Raw genomic sequence first — 19,650 nt, forward strand, 5'->3', positions numbered from 1 at the left:
GTCTGACTGCGCCGTCACCCTCAGTGGTAACCGGCGTCCCCTTCGCGCACCTTGCCACGGAACACGCGATATTGCATGACGTTGTAGACGAGAATGACCGGCAGCACAATCACGGTGCCGACCAGCGCGAACAGCTGGCTCGAATGGCTCGACGAGGCTTCCCAGATCGTCAGGGAAGGCGGCACGATATTCGGCCAGATACTGATGAGCAAACCGCTGTAGCCGAGAAAGCACAGCGCGAGCGTGAGAAGGAACGGCGTCGCTTCGTGCTTCGACCGAAGCGAACGGAAGACACCCCACACACACGCGACGACAAGAATCGGCACCGGCAGGAACCAGCCGAGATTGCCGCTTCCGAACCAGCGATGTGCAACCGCCGGCAAACCGATCACCGTCCATAAACTCACGATGACCATTGCCCCGAGCAGCACGCCTACGAGCGGCCGCATCACCTCGCGCATCTTGCGCTGCAATTCGCCATCGGTCTTCAGGATGAGCCAGCCGCAGCCGAGCGTCGCATACGTGGCGAGCACACCGATTCCGCAGAACAGGCTAAAGGGCGAGAGCCAGTCGAACGGCTCACCGGCGAAACGGCCATCCACGATCTTGATGCCCTGCAGGAGCGACCCAAGCACGATGCCCTGGCAGAGTCCCGCGAGCGCCGAACCGCCAATGAAGGCGAGATCCCACGCGTGCTGGGTCCGGACGGCCTTTGCACGCAGCTCAAAGGCCGCCCCGCGGAAGATCAGGCCCACCACCATCAGGATCAGCGGCATATAGTTCGCCGGCAGCAGCGTGGAATAGACCACGGGAAACGCCCCATAAAGTCCGGCGCCACCGAGCACGAGGAACGTCTCGTTGCCGTCCCAGACCGGTGCGATGGTATTGAGCATCACTTGCCGGTCGCCCTTCTCCTCGAAAAACGGAAACAACAGGCCAATGCCCAGATCGAATCCGTCCAGCATCACGTAGATGAAAACGCCAAGCCCGATGATCGCGGCCCACACCACAGGAAGATCGATTTGCATGGTGTCACTCCCTTTCCAGTGCGTCCATTGGGCGATTGTGCAAGACCGGATGCTTGCGGGACTCGCGGCGGTCGACGTGCTCCTCAGGTCCGCGCTTCATCATCTTCATCATGTAGTAGAAACCCATGCCGAACACCAGGAAATACACCAGTACAAAGATCAGCAATGAAACGCCGACTTGCTGGGAACTGACCGGCGAGACGGAGTCCGCCGTACGCAGGACACCGTAAACCGTCCAGGGTTGGCGGCCGACTTCGGTCGTGATCCATCCCGCCAATAGCGCCACGATGCCGGACGGCCCCATGCACAGAACGAAGCCCTGATACCAGCGCGTCTCGTAGAGGCGGCCGCGCACTCTGAGCAGCAGGCCCAGCAGCGCCGTCAACAGCATCAACATGCCGAGACCCGCCATAACCCGGAAAGTCCAGAAGACGATCGGCGAATAAGGACGGTCCTCCGGCGGAAACTCTTTCAGGCCACGAATCTCGCCATCCCAACTATGCGTCAGGATCAGACTGCCCAGATGCGGTATCTGGATCGTGTATCGCGTCACTTCCGCATTCATGTCGGGCAGGCCGACCAGGTTGAGTGCGGTGCCACCGTGTTCGGTTTCCCATAGCCCTTCGATTGCCGCGATCTTGGCCGGCTGATATTTGCGCGTGTTGAGTCCGTGCGCATCGCCAATGAAAATCTGTATCGGCGTGAGGAAAAGCAGGATCCACAGCGCCATCGAAAAACTACGCTTGACGGGTTTGTCGCGCCGGCCCTGCAACAGATGCCACGCGCCGCAAGCGGCAACAATGAAACCCGCGACGATGAACGCGGCAATGGTCATATGCGCGAGGCGATACGGAAACGACGGGTTGAAAATCACTTTCATCCAGTCGACCGGCACGATACGGCCATTCTCGATGGCGAATCCTTGTGGCGTCTGCATGAAACTATTCGACGCAAGAATCCAGAACGTGGAAATGAGCGTGCCCACCGCAACCATCAGCGTGGCAAAGAAGTGCGCGCGTGGACTGACACGCTCCCAGCCGAACAGCATGACGCCGAGAAAGCCGGCCTCGAGAAAGAACGCCGTCAGGACTTCATAGGTCAGGAGCGGCCCGGTGATGTTGCCGGCCACGCTGGAAAATCCGCTCCAGTTCGTGCCGAACTCATAAGCCATTACCACCCCCGAGACCACCCCCATGCCGAAGCCGACCGCGAAGATCTTCGACCAGAACAGGAACATGTCCTTATAGGCGACGTCGCCGGTCAGCAGCCAGCGCCATTCCAGCACGGCAAGGAAACTCGCCATGCCAATGCTGATCGCGGGAAAGATGATGTGAAACGACACCGTGAACGCAAACTGCAACCTGGCAAGGTGGAATGCATCGAAGATTTCCATGATGGATCAATGGCTCCAGGCAATAAAAGGCGCGAACGCGGCAATGCGTGCGTGAGATCACCGCGGGCCGGCGTCGCCCGAAGACGGTGTTCGTGTTCGACAACGTGTGGCACTGCCGGCTGAACGCACGCGCGCAGCCGACAGATTAGCGCTTTCCGCCAAACATCAAACAACCATTGAGCGGACCACACGAACCGGCGCGGACTTGTAAGACGGCGTGCCGCTTTCCTTGTCAATATAGTCGAGCGGCACCAGAACGTTTGCTTCCGGATAATAAGCGCCCACCGAACCTGGCGCGATGTCATAGGCGATCGCCGTGATCTTCTCGAGGCGCAGTTGCCGGCCCGGCACGGCCGTCTCGATGTCGACCAGGTCCCCATGTTCGAGTCCGCATGCGGCAAGGTCGACCTCGTTCATGAACAGCACGTCACGGCGGCCGAACACGCCTCGGTAACGATCGTCCAGCGCGTAGATGGTCGTGTTGTACTGGTCGTGGCTGCGCAGCGTGACGAGACGCAGTATGTCGTCGCCCTCCACGTGCGCGTCTTCCTTCACACCGTGGTACACCGAGAACATCGCCTTGCCGGTCGGCGTCGGGAAAACGCGCTCGGTCGGCGGCAGCGGCATGCGGAAGCCGCCCGGCACGCGAATGCGGGCGTTGTAGTCCTCGAAACCCGGAATCGTCTTTTCGATCAGGTCGCGGATCTTGTCGTAATCGGCGACCAGTTCCATCCAGTCGACCTTGCTGTTCGGAAGCGTCGCACTGGCGATGCCCGCCACAATGGCGGGCTCGGAGCGCAGGAACTCGGACGCGGGCGTGAGCTTGCCGGCCGACGCATGGACCATCGACATCGAATCCTCCACGGTAATCGACTGGCCCATGCCGTTCTGCACATCGAGTTCGGTGCGGCCGATCACCGGCAGGATATACGTTTCCTTCGCGACCAGCAGGTGCGAGCGGTTGAGCTTGGTGCCGAGATGCACACTCAGATCGAGCGTTTTCATCGCCGGAAAGCACTGGTCCGAATCCGGCAACGCGACGGCGAAGTTTCCGCCCAGGCAAATCAGCGCCTTCGACTTGCCCGCAATCATCGCCTGCATGGCCGCGACGGCGTCATGGCCATGCTCCGCGGGTGGCTTGAAGCCGAATACCGCTTCGAGCTTCGCGAGGAATGCCGCCGAGGGTTTCTCGGTAATGCCGACCGTGCGGTTGCCTTGCACGTTCGAGTGGCCGCGCAACGGGCAGATCCCGCCGCCTTCCCGGCCCATGTTGCCGCGCAACAGCAGCAGGTCGCAGATCAGGCGCACGTTCGCGGTGCCCTTGTTATGCTGCGTGATGCCCATTCCATAGGTGATGATCGTCGACTTCGCTTTCGCGTACGCCTCGGCGACATCCGCGAGCTCGTCGCGGGTCAGGCCGCTTTCCGCTTCGATGTCTTCCCAGGACGTGGCCTCGATATCCGCAATGAGCGCGTCAAGGCCTTCCGTATATGTGTCGATGAACTCGCGGTCGAGCACGTCGCCGCGTTCGGCGTCGAGCGCGAGCACCGCCTTGATGACGCCCTTGAGCGCGGCTGCGTCGCCGCCCGCTTTGACCTGATGATAGGTCGACGCGATGCGGGTTGAGCCGAACGTCGCCATCTGCAGCATGGATTGCGGATCCTGGAAGCGTTCCAGCGCGCGCTCGCGAAGCGGATTGAACACGATGATCGGGACGCCGCGGCGCGACGCTTCCCACAGCGTGCCCATCATCCGCGGGTGATTGGTGCCCGGGTTGTGGCCAATCGAGATGATCAGATCGGTCTTCTCGAAGTCGTCGAGCGACACGGTGCCCTTGCCGATGCCGATCGATTGCGGCAAGCCGACGCTGGTCGGTTCGTGACACATGTTCGAGCAATCCGGGAAATTGTTCGTGCCGAACTCCCGTGCGAACAGCTGATAGAGATACGCGGCCTCGTTCGATGCGCGGCCGGACGTATAGAACTCGACCTGGTCGGGCGGCAAGCCACGCAGGATTTCGCCAATCCGGCCAAACGCCGTCTCCCATTCGACGGCGCGGAACGTGTCCGTAGCGCGGTCGTAGACGAGCGGATGCGTGAGCCGGCCCATATCCTCCAGCTCGAAATCCGATCGTTCCAGCAGGGACGACACCGTGTTGGCGGCGAAGAACTCCGGGTGTACCCGCTTGGTCGTTGCTTCCCAGGTGACCGCTTTGGCGCCGTTTTCGCAGAACTGGAACGTGGACTTGTGCTCCTTGTCAGGCCATGCGCACCCAGGACAATCAAAACCGTCAGGCTGATTGGTCCGAAGCAACGTGATAGGCGCCTTGATACTCTCCATTTGCAGCCGGATGGCTTGCGATGTCGCCTTGAGTGCGCCCCAACCACCAGCCGGGTGGTCATATTCCCGGACACCGGGCACTTCGCGTCGATTAGTCATGTGTGACTCCATGAGCTGCTCCAGGAGACCTGGAGACTGTCCTGCGTGGGGTTACGCCGCGTCACGGCGCAAGATTGGAATACGGCTCAGTCTAGTTGGGTTAATGCGCCGCGAAAGGTACAGATCGATCGATGGCGGGCGTGCACAGTACAAGTACACGACACACCCACGCCTGTCCCGTTCAGGCAGGAAACGCCGCACCGCGTCGGCGGCGACGCGGCGGCTCCTCCCGGCTTGCTACAGATATCAGGCTTTCGAGGCGGCGCTTTCGGTTGGCTCTGAGCTGCTGTCCTCTTTGGATGGTTTCTTCTTCGCGCGCCCGTGGCTCCCCTTCGCGCCCGTCACCTTGGACGGAGGCGGCGCCTCGCTCCTGGTGAACTTCACTTCGTCGTTTTCCTTGTCGTAACTGACCTCGACACTGTCACCCGATTTGAAGGCATCGCCGAGAATCTCCTTTGCGAGCCGCGTTTCCAGTTCCTGACGAATCTGGCGCTTCAACTCGCGAGCGCCGAACTCCGGCCGGTAACCGGCCTCGGCAAGGTGATCGATCACCGATTCGTCTATCTTGAGGGTAATGTCCTGCGCGGCAGCGGTGCGCACCACCCGTTCGAGCTGAATCTGCACAATCGAGCGGACGTTGTCGCGCGAGAGCGCATGGAAGACGATGATCTCGTCGATCCGGTTCAGGAATTCAGGCCGGAAGTGCCCCTTGAGCACCCCCATCAACTCCTCGCGGACCGCTTTTTCAGTCAGACGATCCGACTCGGGCTTTTCGAGGTTGTCCATGATGATCGCTGCGCCGAGATTGCTCGTCGCAATGATGATCGTGTTGCTGAAGTCCACGACACGGCCCTTGCCGTCGGTCAACCGCCCGTCGTCGAACACCTGCAACAGCACGTTGCTCACGTCGGGGTGCGCTTTCTCGATCTCATCGAGCAGAATCACGCTGTACGGGCGCCGCCGGACACGCTCGGTCAGTTGGCCGCCCTCGTCGTAACCCACGTAGCCCGGAGGCGCGCCGATCAGCCGTGCGACCGCGTGACGCTCCATGTACTCGGACATGTCGATGCGAATAACCGCCGACTCGTCGCCGAACACCGTTTCTGCCAGCGCCTTCGCGAGTTCGGTCTTGCCGACGCCAGTGGGTCCGAGAAACAGGAACGTCGCGATCGGCCGGTTCGCCTGGCCGAGTCCGGCCCGTGACAGGCGCACGGCATCGCTCACGGCAATCACCGCGTCGTCCTGGCCGACCACGCGTTCGCGCAGCTTCTTTTCCATCTCCAGCAGCTTCTGGCGCTCTTCCTGCGTGAGCTCCGTGACCGGAATGCCGGTAAGACGCGACACTACTTCGGCGATGGACTGCACGGTCACTTCGAGCGTTTCCGAACCGGTCTTGCGCTGCCATGCCTCCATCTGCTCGTCGAGTTTCTCCTGCTTTTCGCCAATCCGCGCCTCGAAAGCTTTCGCCTCGTCGAAGCGCTTGCGCGAGGACGCATAATCCTGCTCGCGCTTGAGTTGGCTGATTTCGGCTTCGAGCTCCTGGATGGCCGCGGGGCGCGAAGTCGCGCCGATGCGCACGCGCGCCGCCGCCTGGTCAATCAGGTCGATGGCTTTGTCAGGCAAAAAACGCGACGTGATGTAGCGATCCGACAGTTCGGCCGCAGCAACGAATGCATCGTCGGCAAAGGTCACCTGGTGGTGCGCCTCGAGCTTGTCGCGCAGACCTCGCAGAATGACGATGGTCTGCTCCACCGTCGGTTCCGGCACCAGCACCGGCTGGAAGCGCCGCTCGAGCGCCGCATCCTTTTCGATGTACTTCTGATATTCGTTGAGCGTGGTTGCGCCGATCAGGCTGAGTTCGCCACGCGCAAGCGCGGGTTTGAGCACGTTCGCGATATCGAGGCCGCCCTCGCCCCCGCCTTGTCCCGCGCCCACGATCGTGTGCAGTTCGTCGATAAACAGTATCAGCTCATCCTGCTTCGCCGTGACCTCATCGATCAACTGCTTGGCGCGCTCCTCGAATTCACCGCGATACTTCGCGCCTGCCACCATCGAGTTGATGTTGACCTCGACGAGCCGCTTGCCGCGCAGCACTTCAGGCACGTCGCCGTTGATGATGCGCTGCGCCAGCCCTTCGACGATCGCCGTCTTGCCGACACCCGGCTCGCCGATCAGCACCGGGTTGTTCTTCTTGCGCCGCGCGAGCACCTCGATCGTGCTTTCGATTTCCTGCGCGCGACCGAGCACCGGGTCGAGCTTGCCCTCACGCGCCATGGCCGTGAGGTCGCGTCCGAACTTGTCGAGGTTGGGCGTGCCGGTTGGCGTGTCGACGCGGCCGTCCTCCGCGCCTTTACCCACCACTTTCACGACCTTCTGCCGCAACGCCTCCGGCGTCACGCCATATTTCTTCAGCAATGTGCCCGCGATGCTGTCCGGCACGGCCGCAAGCCCAATGAGCAGATGCTCCGGACCGACGTAGGAATGGCCCAGATCGCGCGACGCCTGGAATGCATATTGGAACGCCTTTTTCAAACGCGGCGAGACGGTCATCTTCTCGATTGCCGAGTCAGGGTTACCGGTTCCCTTTTGCGCATGCTGATCGATGTACCCTTTGATGTCCTCCGGCGAGAGCTTGAGTTCCTTCAGCAACGCCGCGCACACGTCGGCGTCCGCGAGCACGTACAGCAGGTGCTCGGTGTCGAGCTCGCTGCGGCCCAACTCGTGCGCCTTTTCCGCGGCGCGCTGCAGCAATTCGAGCGTCTGCTCGCTGAAAGCATCCGTCGCATCGACCGATTCGCGCGGCACCTCGGCGGCGAAGCCGGCGTCATCATCCTCCCCGTCCTCCATGCCGCCACCGAAGAATCGCGACAGGCCGCTGCCCCCCAGCAGCGAATCGAATGGATTCAGCATGCTTTGGTGCCGCATTAATTGCCGATAGTCGTAGTCGCAGATCGATAAAGATTTCCGCTCCCCGTTTTGCACCACGGTTACACGGGCGACAGCGGGACGGGCGTTACAGATTTCGCAGAGGGCTGGCATCGAGAGTCACCTTTTCGGTTAAAGCATCCGGCTATTTAAAAGGTTGTAGGATGCGTTCGTGTGAGCTATGAGCGGTTTGTGAATAAGGGAATATCGGCTTTTCCGATAATAGGCATGGGCGCAATCCTCCGGCGGTGCCTGAAGAATATAAGGACTGCATTAGCTCTTTTCTGACACCACAGCGGCATTGGACGCCATCATTGGCCGGTCTCGCGACGGCTTTGCTCTTCAACAGTCATGATCGCCTCCGGCGCGACTTCGAGCCGGGCTTTCGGTATCGGTTCACCACTCACGTCGGAGAGACCGTAGGTACCCTCGGCGATCTTCTGCAGCGCGCGTTCGATATCGCTGATGCGCTGGTCGTTCACGTCGTGCAACGCCTGGTTGACCTCATTCTGCGCCATGCCCTGCGCCTCGTCCTCGAGCTCTTCTGCCTCGTCGCCATGCAGTTCCTCGGCCGCACGCTCGCCGGCGATCGTCTTCTCCTCGCCACCCAACAGTTCCTGGCGTAATGCGAGGAGGCGCGTGCGCTGCTGCGCGATGAACTCGGCGGTCAATGTACCCTGCTGTTCCGACATGGTTCTCTCCTTCGCCATCCACCCTCATCCACCCAGTTCCTGAAACGCATGGCCATTGGCCTCGAGTCCCTTCAGGATGTCTGGCGCCAGTTCGCTTTGCCACACGTGTCCATCGAATTGCCAGTCACTCGTGTCAACGAGGTCGGGAAGGCCCGCTCCCGTGCGTACATAGAGGCCGAGTGTCGGCTTCTTCAGGTTGATGTAGAAATCGAATTCCTGCTGCATGGCAACACCTCATGCGACATACGGAGAATCAACTATCGTCGACGTTGTCCGCATAATGGTCGATAGCGACTTTGCATTCGTCCACAACGACCTGAAGGAAAGCGGGCTCATTACGTTCAACCCACCGCTCCACATGGAGAAAGCGTGCGGTTCCCAGATCGGCAACGCGCTCCTGATCCAAGGTTGTGACATCGACTGTGACGATCCCCCGGTTACCATGCAAAGGGGAAATCGTTGCGGCGATCAAAAACCGCCGGTATGAAAGTTCATTCTCTGCCATGAAACCTCCCATCAACCGAAAAGTTTGAGCCTCACGATTCCTTTTGTACCCGAAGTCTATGAGCAAGTCATGTCCATGTGAACATGGATTTCTCCGATGCTAGCTATTGGCGAAATATGGTTAGGGGTTTGTCACTTAACCTCACGATCCGCGTGTCGGACGGCTGGAGTTACGGCATGATGGCGCTTGACGGGAAACTCGCGCGCTGCATGGCGGGCGACTATCGATCATGAATGCTGCAAAGGAGAGAACGATGCCAGAACGCACTGTTTCTTACGGCGAATTCGAGATCACCGTGCACCCTGAGCGCAACACGCTCGGCGCCTGGATTGCAAGTGTGAGCGTGAGTCAAGGCGCCCGAACCGTCGTCGATACGGTTCCCATGACCGTTCAACCCGAGTGGCTGACCGAAGAAGAGGCGGTAAGAGACGGGGTCGAATGGGGACGCCGGTTTATCGATCGTGAGTTCAACTCGCCGCAGTCTCGCTCCTGGGTTGCCGAGCGCGCTCATGCGGAAACCTGGTTCCGCGATACCGAGGAATCGGGTGACCCGGAAACCAACGCGTAGTCAACCCAGCGGCCCTGCGCGGCCACGACGACCCGCGGCCGGGCCGCAATCACGGTGCGAAGGCTATATGACACGCCAGGCGTACCGATCAGTGTCGCCGCAGGTGCGCCTCAATTTCCCGGGCATTGAGCGTCGACAGATCCTCGCTGACCTGATCGAATATCAGCCGACGCGTTTCCTCACTGAGATCCGCTTTCACCATGCCGAGAAATTTCGGCTCGATGGCAAGTCTCAACCGATTGTAGAGTTGATGGAGCCGCCCTGCCTCCAGATATTCAGCAACGCGCTTGGCGAATTTCTCGCGGTCCTTTTCGGTCAGCATCGTGCCGGTATATTCAGTGTTGATGAGACTTTCTTTTTCATGCAAGTCGAGTGTGAGTCCCGGCGTCTGGAAAACACGCGCACGACCTCCGTCAGCCACAACAAGCCACGTCATTCCGATCATCATGCACCTCTAAGCAGGAATTTGTCTGCGTGCACGGCATCCGTTCTAACTGCTCGCCTTCGCCCTCGCGGAAAGACGCGACCATCAACTGCCGTGTCAATAATCACCTACTGTCCGAACGGCTCTCACTCAAGATAGCAGCTCGAGCCCGCTACGCCCACGGTCGATTGACCGATTCATAGTATAGGTCTTAAAGTTCACGCCCAAGCCTTCCGCGCGTATCCGCAGCGACTTCCGGCGCGACCGGTCGGTATGCATATCCCGTACCCGATTTCGATAACCAGAAAAGATCGGATAGGAAACGCTGATGCCGCGCTCGAGGTGGGCGCGGCGCCCTTGCCCATTGATGGGACGGCGCCGCTGTAGAGGAGTGACAAACAGAGCAATCTAACTGAGTCCAACACTTCAACGCGCAGCTTCCTGCCTCACGCCGGGTGCCTTACGTCTTGCGCGGCGACGCCCGGCTCGCTGGCTAGAAATTGAAGTTGTCGATATTGCTCGCATCGAACGTGGTGGGCGGTCCAAGAATGATTTCGCCTTGCGGTCCGATCGTGCGCTTGCCGAGCTTGCCCGCATCAAACGATTCGCCTTCCTTGCCCGCAATCGTCCCCGAGGACAGCGCCGCTGCCGCATAAGCCGCCAGATAACCGAGCTGATTCGGATCCCACAACTGGAACGCCTTGACGGTGCCGTTCTTCACGAACGCACGCATCTGATTCGGCGTGCCCAACCCGGTCACCTGCACCTTGCCCTTGCTCGACGACGACGAGATATAACGCGCCGCCGCCGCAATACCCACGGTGGTCGGCGCGACGATGGCCTTCAGGTTCGGATACGCTTGCAGCAAACCTTGGGTTTCGACGAACGACTTCTGGTCGTCATCGTTGCCGTACGCGATCTTCACGAGCTTGATCTTCGAGTACTCGGGCTTTTTCAACTCCTCCTGCATCCATTTGATCCACGTATTCTGGTTCGTCGCGTTAGGCGTGGCCGACAGCACCGCAAACTCGCCCTCCCCGCCCATCAGTTTCGCGACCAGCTGGATCTGTCCCCGCCCGATGCCTTCCGCATTCGCCTGGTTGACGAACAACTGACGGCCTTCCGGCGCCGTGTCGGAGTCGAAGGTCACGACCTTGATGCCTTGCGACATCGCTTTCTTCAGATACGGCACGACCGCGTTCGCGTCGTTGGCCGCGATCACGATTGCGTCCTGCCGCTGCGTAATCAACGTATTGATGTATTGCACTTGCGACGATGCGCCCGCATCCGACGGCCCCACGACCTTGCCCACGCCGCCGAATTCCTTGATCGCGGCCATGCCGCCGTCGTCGGCGATCACTTCATAAGGGTTATTGATCTGCTTCGGCACGAAGGCGATTTTCAGGCCGTTTTTCAGGCCCGCCGCGGACGCGGCACAACTGAGCGCGACTAAAGCAATGCAGAGCGCAGTCTTGCCGGTGTGACGTAGAGGATTGAACATGAGGCGTCTCCTGCTTTGTTGTTGGACGACATGCTGTCCGGGTTGTCGGTATTTGGTATTGGGTATTTCTTGTGGAGCCGGTTTAAGAGAACCTTATAAAGAAGAAGCGGACTTCGCGATGAAACGCCGGTCGCGCGCCGCACGCCAGCGCGCCACCAGATTGGGAATCAGCACCGACGCCAGCAGCAGCACGCCGGTGACGATCGTGAGCGTTTCGCTCGACACGTCATCGAGCGTCAGCGCGTTTTTCAGCACGCCGATAATCAGCAGCGACAGCAGGACGCCGAACATCGAGCCACGTCCGCCGAAGATACTCACGCCGCCGAACAGCACCGCCGCGATCACGGACAATTCGAAGCCTTCGCCGTTATCGCCGCGGGCGCTGGTAAAGCGCAGCGTGTACACAACGCCCGCCAGCGCGCTCATCGCGCCGGACAGCACGAATAGACGCAGCCTGATCTTTGCGACTTCGATACCGGAGAAGGCCGCCGCCGTCGGATTCGCACCGATTGCGTAGAGGCTGCGGCCGAATGCCGTGGATTGCAGCAGCACGGTAAACAGCACCGCGCCGACGATCACGATCGCAAAGGGCAACGGAATGAAGGTCGAGCCGACCGTATCCATGCCAAAGGCCGTGTACCCGGCCGGAAAATCCGCGACGGCCTGATCGCCCAGCAGCACGTATGCGAGGCCGCGAAACAGCGCCAGCGTGCCGATGGTGACCGCGAGCGAAGGCAGATTGAGCTTGACGATCACGAGGCCGTTCAGCAGACCCGCCAGCGCACCAGCAATCAATACCAGTACGATGACAAGCGGCATCGGCAAGCCCATGTGCCACAGCACGCCCATCAACGCGCTGGAGGCGCCCAATACCGATGCAACCGACAAATCGATTTCCGCGGCAACGATAATCAGCGTCATGGGCAGCGCCATCAGCGCGATCTCGGTCAGATCGGCGAGGATGTTGCTGACATTCGCCCCGGTGAGAAATACCGGCGACAACACGCGTCCGAGCACGAGCGACAACGCCAGCACGATGACCAGCAGCACTTCCCATTGCAACGGCGTTTCGCGTTTGCGCGTGAGCAGCGCGGAATCGGGTTTAGCCATGATCGCGTTTCCTCATCATGCGTTTGGCGACGGAACGGGCCAGCAAAGTGTCGGCGGTAATCGCAGCAACGATCAGCGCACCCTGAATCGCCTGCTCCCAGAACGGCGACACGTGCAGCACAACGAGCGCGATGCTGATCACGCCCAGCACGAGCGCGCCGAGCGTGGCGCCGAGAATGGTGCCCACGCCCCCCGTGATCGCCACGCTGCCCACCACGGCGGCGGCAACGACCTGCAATTCAATGCCCTTCGCAGTGCTGGCATCGACGGTCCCGAAGCGCGCCAGCCACAAGGCGCCCGCGAAACCGGCAATCGCACCTGACAGCAGAAAACCCGCCATGACGCGGCGTTCGACATTCACGCCGGCAAGCCGCGCTGCCTCCGGATTCGAGCCAATCGCATAGTGTTCGCGTCCGCCGCGAAACTGCTTCAGATAGACAGCCAGACCGGCCAGCACGACGATTGCGATGAGCGCGAGCGTCGGTATGCCGAAGAACGTGCCGGTCGCGAGACGGGAAAACGCGTCAGGCAAACTGGTCGCGTTGATCTGGCCGCCATGAACCCATGCATAATCCGCGCCGCGAAAGATATAGAGCGTGGAAAGTGTCGCCACGAGCGACGGCACGCGCCCCACGGCAACGAGCAAGGCATTGATGCTGCCCGCCACCAGACCGATCGCGAGGCCGGCCAGCAACGCGACGATCACCGGCATGTTCGGAAACGCAACGTACAGACTGCCGACCGCATAGGCGCTGATGCCGACCGTCGACCCCACCGACAGATCGATATGCCGCATCAGGATCACGACCGTCATGCCGGCTGTCAGCAAGCTGATGATCGACACATTGAGCAGCACGTCACGCAGATTCTGCAGATTCAGAAACTGCGGCTTCGCGAGCCCCGTCCCCACGATCAACAGAATCAGCACGACAAAGAGCGTCGTCTCACGGCTCTTCGCAATGCCCGCGATGACACCGCCAGGCGCACCGCCGGCGCGCTTGAGGGCGGGCGCCTGAACCGGCGCGGGATGGGTCGAAGAATGGCGCATCATGCGGCGTGCCCCAACGGTGGAACCGCCTGGCCGAGCGCGGCGCCCATGATGCGCTCTTCGTCGGCATCAGCGCGCGCGATCTCCGCGCTGATACGTCCCTCGTGCATGACCAGGACGCGATCGGCCATGCCGAGTACTTCCGGCAGTTCACTCGAAATCATCAGCACCGCCATGCCGTCGCGCACCAGTTCCGCCAGTGCGCCATACACCTCGGCTTTGGCGCCGACGTCGATACCGCGCGTGGGTTCGTCGATGATCAAGACCTTCGGATGAGTGGCGAGCCACTTGCCCAGCACGACTTTCTGCTGATTGCCGCCGGAAAGCGTGCCGACCGGCGCATTCGGGTCACCCGCTTTGAGGCGCAAACGCGTGCCCCACTGATTGGCGAGTTGCGTTTCGCTGCGGGTGGAAATCAGGCCATGTCTGACGAGACGTCCGAGCACCGTCATCGAGGCATTGCGCGCGATGCTCAACTCCAGTGCCAGCCCTTGCTGACGGCGGTCCTCCGGTACCAGCGCGAGGCCGGCCCGCACCGCGGCAGCCGGACTGCCTGCGGCGAGACGCTTGCCGCCAATCGAGATGTCCCCCGAGTCGAGCGGATCGATGCCGAAGATCGCGCGTGCGACTTCGCTGCGGCCCGCGCCGACGAGTCCCGCCAGCGCGACGATCTCGCCCGCGCGGACGTCGAAGGAAATGTCCTTGAAAACGCCCACGCGCGTCAGGCCACGCACCGATAAACGCACTTCGCCCGGCGGCCGGTCGGCTTTCGGATAGAACGTCTCCAGATCGCGGCCCACCATCTTCGCGACGATGGATTCAGTGGTGAGATCGGCGGTGAGCCCGTCGAACACCTTCGCGCCGTCGCGCATGATCGTTACGCGTTGCGTCAAGGCGAACACTTCATCGAGCCGGTGCGTGATGAACAGAATCGCCACATCGCGTTCGCGCAGCTTGCGAACGATCGCAAAGAGCCGCTCTACTTCGGGTAACGATAAGGCTGCGGTCGGCTCGTCCATGATCAGCACGTTCGCGTTCAACGACAATGCCTTCGCAATCTCGATCACCTGTTGATCGGCAATCGACAACCCACGCACCAGTTGATCCGCGCGCAGATCGACGCCGAGCGAAGTCAGCAAACCGTCCACCTCGCGGCGCATGGCATCGTACTGAATGCGGCCGATCCGGTCGACCGGCTGCCGTCCCATGAAGATGTTCTCCGCGATCGAGAGATCGAAGAACAGCGTCGGCTCCTGATAGATCACGGCCAGCCCCGCATCGCGCGCTTCGGCAGGCGTTGCGAAGCGTCGCGCCACGCCGTCGACCCGCAACTCGCCCACATCCGGCTGATGCACACCCGCGAGAATCTTCACGACCGTCGATTTGCCCGCGCCGTTTTCGCCGAGCAACGCATGCACTTCGCCAGGCCACAACGCGAGATCGCCGTCGGACAAGGCACGGACCCGGCCGAATGATTTACTCGCGTGCCGTAGTTCGAGTCTGGGCACGGCGGATGGGGATTGCTGCACTACGTGTCTCCTTCTTTTTCGACTTCGGGAATGCGTCGGATGCGGCCGGTACGTCAGATACGATAAAAGCGCTCGGCGTTACGGCAAAACAGCGCTTCTTTTTCGGCAACGCTCGCGCCGTCGACGATCGCTGCGTACGCGTGCCACAAATCCTGGTAAGAGCCGAACAGGCGATCGACCGGAAAGTTCGACGCGAACATCGCGCGATCGACACCAAACGTATCGATCGTCTCAAGCACATAAGGCCGCAGGCTTTCAACGGTCCACTGGTGATCGAACATTGCAAGCCCGCTGATCTTCACCGCGACATTCCTGCAACCCGCGAGCGTCCGCATGCCGTCACGCCACGCGCGATAACCGGCGACGCTGCTGCGGTCCACGAACATGCCCGCATGATTGACGATAAAAATCGTCTCGCCGTGCATGCGCGCCAACGCCGCCGCCTCTTCCATCTGCGACGGATACAGTTGCAGATCGAACGACATGTCGTACCGGCGCAGCAACGCAAAATGTTCACGCCACTGTGGCTCGCGCATGAAATGACGGCCCACGTAATCGAACAGCTTATTTTCGTGCACGTTCAGGATCTGCCTGATGCCACGCGTATTCGCGAACGACGCATGCGCCTCGAGCAGTGCGGGTGCGTTCGCCGCGGACAGATCCACGGCGGCAACCATCGCGTTCGGCATGCCGCGCGACGCCGGACGATCCGCAATGGATTGCAGCCAGCGGGTTTCCTCGACCGGATCGGCGGGATCATGATTCGCCTCCACGTGCACCAGTTTCAGCACCTCGATATCGCCCGCCTCGCCGAGCAGATCGTCGAGCAGATAATCGTGCTTCAGGTCGCGCGCGTCCCCCACGAACGACACGCCCGGGTTCTCCAGCCACGGATAGCGATGCGTCTTCAGATCCCACAGATGGATATGCGAATCGACAACCTGCATGCGACATCCTCCGCCCATTGGGCAAGCACTGTCAGCCAAGCGAATTCAAATGAAAAACCGGCTCCAACGGTTGCTGGAACGGCGTATGGTCAGGGGCCGTCTGCATGATGTCGGCCATGTAATCCCACCATTTGCGCATCACGTCGAGTTGCGGCAGCGTATTCATGGTGTGATTCGTGCGGCGCGTCAGCACGGCGAAAAGATGATGCGAGTCCGCGTCGAAGAAAATCCGATAGTCGCGCACGCCGGCGTTGTGCAATGCATCAACCAGTTCGGGCCAGATCTGCGCATGACGTCGTTCGTATTCCTCGCGCATGCCGGGGTTGAGCACCATCCGGAAAGCGATTGTCTCCATTGCGGCCTGTCTCCCGTCGTATCCGGCGCTTTCTCTGAGAAGCGTCTGATACGACTATAATTCCTGCGTCGATAGCATCTCAATCCGTGTTTGGGATTGGGCGATCCACAAACCGAATCGCACCGGAATCATGAGCCAACATTCAGCGGCCATCGCACTCGTCAATCGGCTCAAGTTCAAGCACCTCGCGCTGCTCGTCGCGCTCGACGACGCACGCAATCTCCATCAAGCCGCCGAGGCCATCAACGTCGCGCAACCCAGCGCGAGCCGCATGCTCGGCGATATCGAGGAAGCGTTCGGCTTCCTGCTGTTCGAGCGCAACGCGCGCGGCATGACGCCCACGCCGCTCGGCGTGGTGACGCTGGCGTATGCGCGGCGCGCCCTTGCCGAGTTGACCCGCTTTGCCGAAGACCTCGACGTCAAACGCCGCGGCGGGCATGGGCAGTTGACCGTCGGCGCGATCATGGGGGCCGCCCCCGATCTGCTGGCCATGGCCGTCGCCACCCTGAAAACCGAGAGCCCTCTGCTGAACGTGCGCATTCTTGGCGAAACCAGCGACCAGGTCGTGCAATTGCTGCATCGCCGCGAAGTCGATCTGGCGCTTGGGCGCCTGACCAGCCCGTTGCAACACAACGATTTCAGTTTCGAGCCGCTCGCCCGCGAGACGTTGCTGCTGGTGGTGCGTTCGGTGCATCCGCTGGCGCAGCGCTCGCGCATCACGCTGCGGGAGTTGATCGACTGGCCGTGGGTGGCGCAACCCGTTACCAGTCCGGCGCGCGTGCTGTACGAAGAGGAACTCGCGCGTGCGGGTCTCACAACGCCCGTCAATCTGACCGAGTGCGCGTCGATCTTCGCCACGCTGCAATTGCTCGAAAACTACGACGCCGTGGCCATGCTGCCAGAGTCGGTGGTGCGCGATCATGTGCGCGGCAAACTGCTGGTCGCGCTGCCGCTCGAGATCGGCAAGAGCCTCGCCGGCTTCGGCATTCTCACGCGCAAGGAAGAAACGCTCGCCGAACCGGCGTTGCGCTTCATCGATTTGCTGCGCGGTTTCTCGCGCAAGCTCGCACGCGACAATCCCGCCTCGACTGCGACTGAGCCTGTGATCGTCTCCACACCGGTTCATTGAGGTCGGCATCGCGCGTTATTGCAAGTTGACGAACAGGCCGCCGTCCACCAGCAGCGCGGCGCCTGTTACATACCGTGCGCGGTCGGACGCCAGGAATACCACGCAATCGGCGACGTCCTCTGGGCGGCCCAATCTGCCCAACGGAATGCGCTTTTCGAAGTAGGCTTTTTTGGCTTCGTCGGCGAGATCTTCCGCGTTCAGGTCGGTCGCGATCGTACCGGGCATCACCGAATTGCAGCGAATACCGTACGGCCCCAACGCCACCGCGCATGACTGCATCAGCGAATGCACACCGGCTTTGGTCGGCGTGTAGTGCGTTTGCATGCCACCGCCCACCAGCGCGCTGATCGAACTCGTCGCCACGATCGCGCCGCCGGTGCCCTGCGCTTTCATCTGCTGCGCAGCGGCCTGCGTGACGTAGAACGCCCCATTCAGATTGACTGCCACCGTCGACTCCAGTACTTCGGGCGGCATGTCGAGAAAAGCGTGAAACGGGCAGATGCCGGCGTTGCTCGCGAGCACGTCGACTTTGCCGAAGGCCTCGACGGTGTGGCGCACGAGGTCCTGACCGGTGTCGCGCGCGGCGACGTTGCCTTCGATCGCGATCACGCGCCGCCCCAGCGCCTCGATTTCGGCGACCACTTCCGCGACGGCAGAACGGCGACCATACGATGCGTCGTTATCGCCCCAGTAGTTGATCGCCACGTCCGCACCTTCGGTTGCACACGCAACGGCTATCGCGCGGCCGATGCCACGCGAACCACCGGTGACGATCACAACCTTGTCCTTGAGCAGCACGTCATTCTCCTGTTGGCTGGATCAATACGATGTCTTGCGGATAATGCCCAGGCCCGCCTTATCTTTCACGCGCATTCAACGTGGATAAGGCCGCACCAGCGCGCACTCCGGATTGAGCCGCACACCAAAGCCCGGCGTGTCCGGCACTTTCATCCGCCCATTCACGGGGACCGGTTCATCGAGCAGCAGCGGCGTGAACATCGGCACGACTTCATCCGCTTTCGGCGCCATCATCAGAAACTCGGCGAACGGCGAGTTGTGCCGCGTGGCGACGAAGTGATAGCTATACACCGACGAACCATGCGGCACCACCATCACGTTATGGGCATCGGCGAGCGCGGAGATCTTGATGAGTTCGGTGATGCCGCCGCACCAGCCCACATCCGGCTGGATCAGATCGCAGCACTGCATCTCCAGCAGCATGCGAAAGCCCCAACGCGTCGCTTCATGCTCGCCGGTCGACACCATCATGCCGCGCGGCACGTTGCGGCGCAGTTCGGCGTAACCCCAGTAGTCGTCCGGCGGCAGACACTCTTCGATCCACTTCAGACCGTATTCGTGCGCCGCTTGTGCGAGCCGCGTGGCATACGGTACGTCGAGGCTCATCCAGCAGTCGTACATCAGCCAGAAGTCGTCGCCAACGCGACTGCGCATCTCGGCGAGCTTCTCCAGATTCTTCTTCAGTCCCGCTTCGCCTTCGGCAGGACCATGCTGCAACGGCAGCTTGCCGCCGATGAACCCCATCTCCTTCGCGAGGTCCGGACGCGCGCCAGTCGCGTAAAACACGAGTTCGTCGCGCACCGGGCCGCCCAATAGCTGATACACCGGCTCCTTGCGAACTTTCGCGAGCAAATCCCACAACGCGAGATCGACGCCCGAAATCGTATTCAGCACCACGCCTTTACGGCCGTAGTACAGCGTCGAAAAATACATCTGATCCCACATCTTCTCGATGTCGGTGACAAGCTGGCCTTCGAGAAAGCGTGCGAGATGTTTTTCGACGATGAACGCGCCGATCTCACCCCCCGTCGTCACCGCGAATCCAACTGTGCCATCGCTCGCTTCGATCTCCACCACCAACGTGCCGAGCACATTGATGCCGAACGACTGGCGGCTCTGGCGATACTCCGGATAACGCGCCATTGGCGTGGCAATGTGATCGTCGATCCAGTGTCCGTCGGGTTGATCGTGATAGTCCGCACCGCCGCCGCGGACGATGAAGGCACGCACGTGCCGGATAGTAGGCATGGCCATGAAAA

18 protein-coding genes are annotated in these 19,650 nt (G+C 61.1%); 2 read left to right on the plus strand and 16 right to left on the minus strand.

Translation table 11 applies throughout. From position 1 onward, the window contains the following. Positions 1 to 20 precede the first annotated feature (20 nt). The 7 genes from cydB to PQQ95_RS20530 all read right to left on the minus strand — a co-directional run bounded on the left by cydB (position 21) and on the right by PQQ95_RS20530 (position 8,982). The gene (gene cydB, locus PQQ95_RS20500) at positions 21 to 1,028 is read right to left on the minus strand and encodes a cytochrome d ubiquinol oxidase subunit II (protein WP_408439884.1); all 1,008 of its coding nucleotides are present in this window, start codon (positions 1,026 to 1,028) and stop codon (positions 21 to 23) included. A gap of 4 nt (positions 1,029 to 1,032) precedes the next feature. Continuing rightward, the gene (locus PQQ95_RS20505) at positions 1,033 to 2,421 is read right to left on the minus strand and encodes a cytochrome ubiquinol oxidase subunit I (protein WP_408439887.1); all 1,389 of its coding nucleotides are present in this window, start codon (positions 2,419 to 2,421) and stop codon (positions 1,033 to 1,035) included. Between the two features lie 165 nt (positions 2,422 to 2,586). Further along, positions 2,587 to 4,860: an FdhF/YdeP family oxidoreductase gene (locus tag PQQ95_RS20510; RefSeq protein WP_408439889.1), complete on the minus strand. Its 2,274-nt coding sequence runs from the start codon at positions 4,858 to 4,860 to the stop codon at positions 2,587 to 2,589. A gap of 246 nt (positions 4,861 to 5,106) precedes the next feature. Beyond that, positions 5,107 to 7,899, minus strand: coding sequence for an ATP-dependent Clp protease ATP-binding subunit (locus tag PQQ95_RS20515; RefSeq protein WP_408439891.1), 2,793 nt, complete (start codon positions 7,897 to 7,899; stop codon positions 5,107 to 5,109). 197 nt (positions 7,900 to 8,096) lie between these two features. Then, entirely contained in the window at positions 8,097 to 8,477 is a 381-nt protein-coding gene (locus PQQ95_RS20520) for a TraR/DksA family transcriptional regulator (protein ID WP_408439893.1), read from the minus strand. Positions 8,478 to 8,501: 24 nt separating this feature from the next. Beyond that, positions 8,502 to 8,702, minus strand: a complete 201-nt coding sequence (locus tag PQQ95_RS20525) for a hypothetical protein (protein WP_408439896.1) — start codon at positions 8,700 to 8,702, stop codon at positions 8,502 to 8,504. A 28-nt stretch (positions 8,703 to 8,730) separates the two neighbouring features. Beyond that, complete coding sequence (locus PQQ95_RS20530) at positions 8,731 to 8,982, minus strand: hypothetical protein (RefSeq protein WP_408439898.1); 252 nt, start codon at positions 8,980 to 8,982, stop codon at positions 8,731 to 8,733. A 253-nt stretch (positions 8,983 to 9,235) separates the two neighbouring features. Between PQQ95_RS20530 and PQQ95_RS20535 the strand changes: the two genes are divergently transcribed. Continuing rightward, positions 9,236 to 9,550 carry a DUF6566 family protein gene (locus PQQ95_RS20535; RefSeq protein ID WP_408439901.1) on the plus strand — a complete coding sequence of 105 codons (315 nt, stop codon included), beginning with the start codon at positions 9,236 to 9,238 and terminating at the stop codon, positions 9,548 to 9,550. Between the two features lie 88 nt (positions 9,551 to 9,638). Here the strand turns inward: PQQ95_RS20535 and PQQ95_RS20540 are convergent, their stop codons facing one another. The 7 genes from PQQ95_RS20540 to rhaM all read right to left on the minus strand — a co-directional run bounded on the left by PQQ95_RS20540 (position 9,639) and on the right by rhaM (position 16,464). Then, positions 9,639 to 9,998, minus strand: coding sequence for a host attachment protein (locus PQQ95_RS20540; protein ID WP_408439904.1), 360 nt, complete (start codon positions 9,996 to 9,998; stop codon positions 9,639 to 9,641). Positions 9,999 to 10,467: 469 nt separating this feature from the next. Then, positions 10,468 to 11,475 carry a rhamnose ABC transporter substrate-binding protein gene (gene rhaS, locus PQQ95_RS20545; protein ID WP_408439906.1) on the minus strand — a complete coding sequence of 336 codons (1,008 nt, stop codon included), beginning with the start codon at positions 11,473 to 11,475 and terminating at the stop codon, positions 10,468 to 10,470. 93 nt (positions 11,476 to 11,568) lie between these two features. Beyond that, the gene (locus tag PQQ95_RS20550; protein ID WP_408439909.1) at positions 11,569 to 12,585 is read right to left on the minus strand and encodes an ABC transporter permease; all 1,017 of its coding nucleotides are present in this window, start codon (positions 12,583 to 12,585) and stop codon (positions 11,569 to 11,571) included. Continuing rightward, the gene (locus PQQ95_RS20555) at positions 12,578 to 13,636 is read right to left on the minus strand and encodes an ABC transporter permease (protein ID WP_408439912.1); all 1,059 of its coding nucleotides are present in this window, start codon (positions 13,634 to 13,636) and stop codon (positions 12,578 to 12,580) included. Before PQQ95_RS20555 ends, PQQ95_RS20550 begins: the two co-directional genes overlap by 8 nt. After that, positions 13,633 to 15,162, minus strand: coding sequence for a sugar ABC transporter ATP-binding protein (locus PQQ95_RS20560; protein WP_408439915.1), 1,530 nt, complete (start codon positions 15,160 to 15,162; stop codon positions 13,633 to 13,635). Before PQQ95_RS20560 ends, PQQ95_RS20555 begins: the two co-directional genes overlap by 4 nt. A 53-nt stretch (positions 15,163 to 15,215) precedes the next feature. Further along, entirely contained in the window at positions 15,216 to 16,109 is an 894-nt protein-coding gene (locus tag PQQ95_RS20565; protein WP_408439916.1) for an amidohydrolase family protein, read from the minus strand. Between the two features lie 31 nt (positions 16,110 to 16,140). Continuing rightward, positions 16,141 to 16,464, minus strand: a complete 324-nt coding sequence (rhaM, locus tag PQQ95_RS20570) for an L-rhamnose mutarotase (RefSeq protein WP_408439919.1) — start codon at positions 16,462 to 16,464, stop codon at positions 16,141 to 16,143. 130 nt (positions 16,465 to 16,594) lie between these two features. On the opposite strand from rhaM, the gene PQQ95_RS20575 reads away from it, so the two are divergent. Further along, positions 16,595 to 17,593 carry a LysR family transcriptional regulator gene (locus tag PQQ95_RS20575; protein WP_408439922.1) on the plus strand — a complete coding sequence of 333 codons (999 nt, stop codon included), beginning with the start codon at positions 16,595 to 16,597 and terminating at the stop codon, positions 17,591 to 17,593. A gap of 15 nt (positions 17,594 to 17,608) precedes the next feature. Here PQQ95_RS20575 and lra1 read toward each other — a convergent pair whose 3' ends face one another. Beyond that, positions 17,609 to 18,391, minus strand: a complete 783-nt coding sequence (gene lra1, locus PQQ95_RS20580) for an L-rhamnose 1-dehydrogenase Lra1 (RefSeq protein ID WP_097396240.1) — start codon at positions 18,389 to 18,391, stop codon at positions 17,609 to 17,611. A gap of 75 nt (positions 18,392 to 18,466) precedes the next feature. Further along, entirely contained in the window at positions 18,467 to 19,645 is a 1,179-nt protein-coding gene (rhmD, locus tag PQQ95_RS20585; RefSeq protein ID WP_408439925.1) for an L-rhamnonate dehydratase, read from the minus strand. Between the last annotated feature and the right edge of the window lie 5 nt (positions 19,646 to 19,650).

This window comes from Paraburkholderia caffeinilytica (assembly GCF_046030355.1).
GTDB classification, from domain to species: domain Bacteria; phylum Pseudomonadota; class Gammaproteobacteria; order Burkholderiales; family Burkholderiaceae; genus Paraburkholderia; species Paraburkholderia caffeinilytica_B.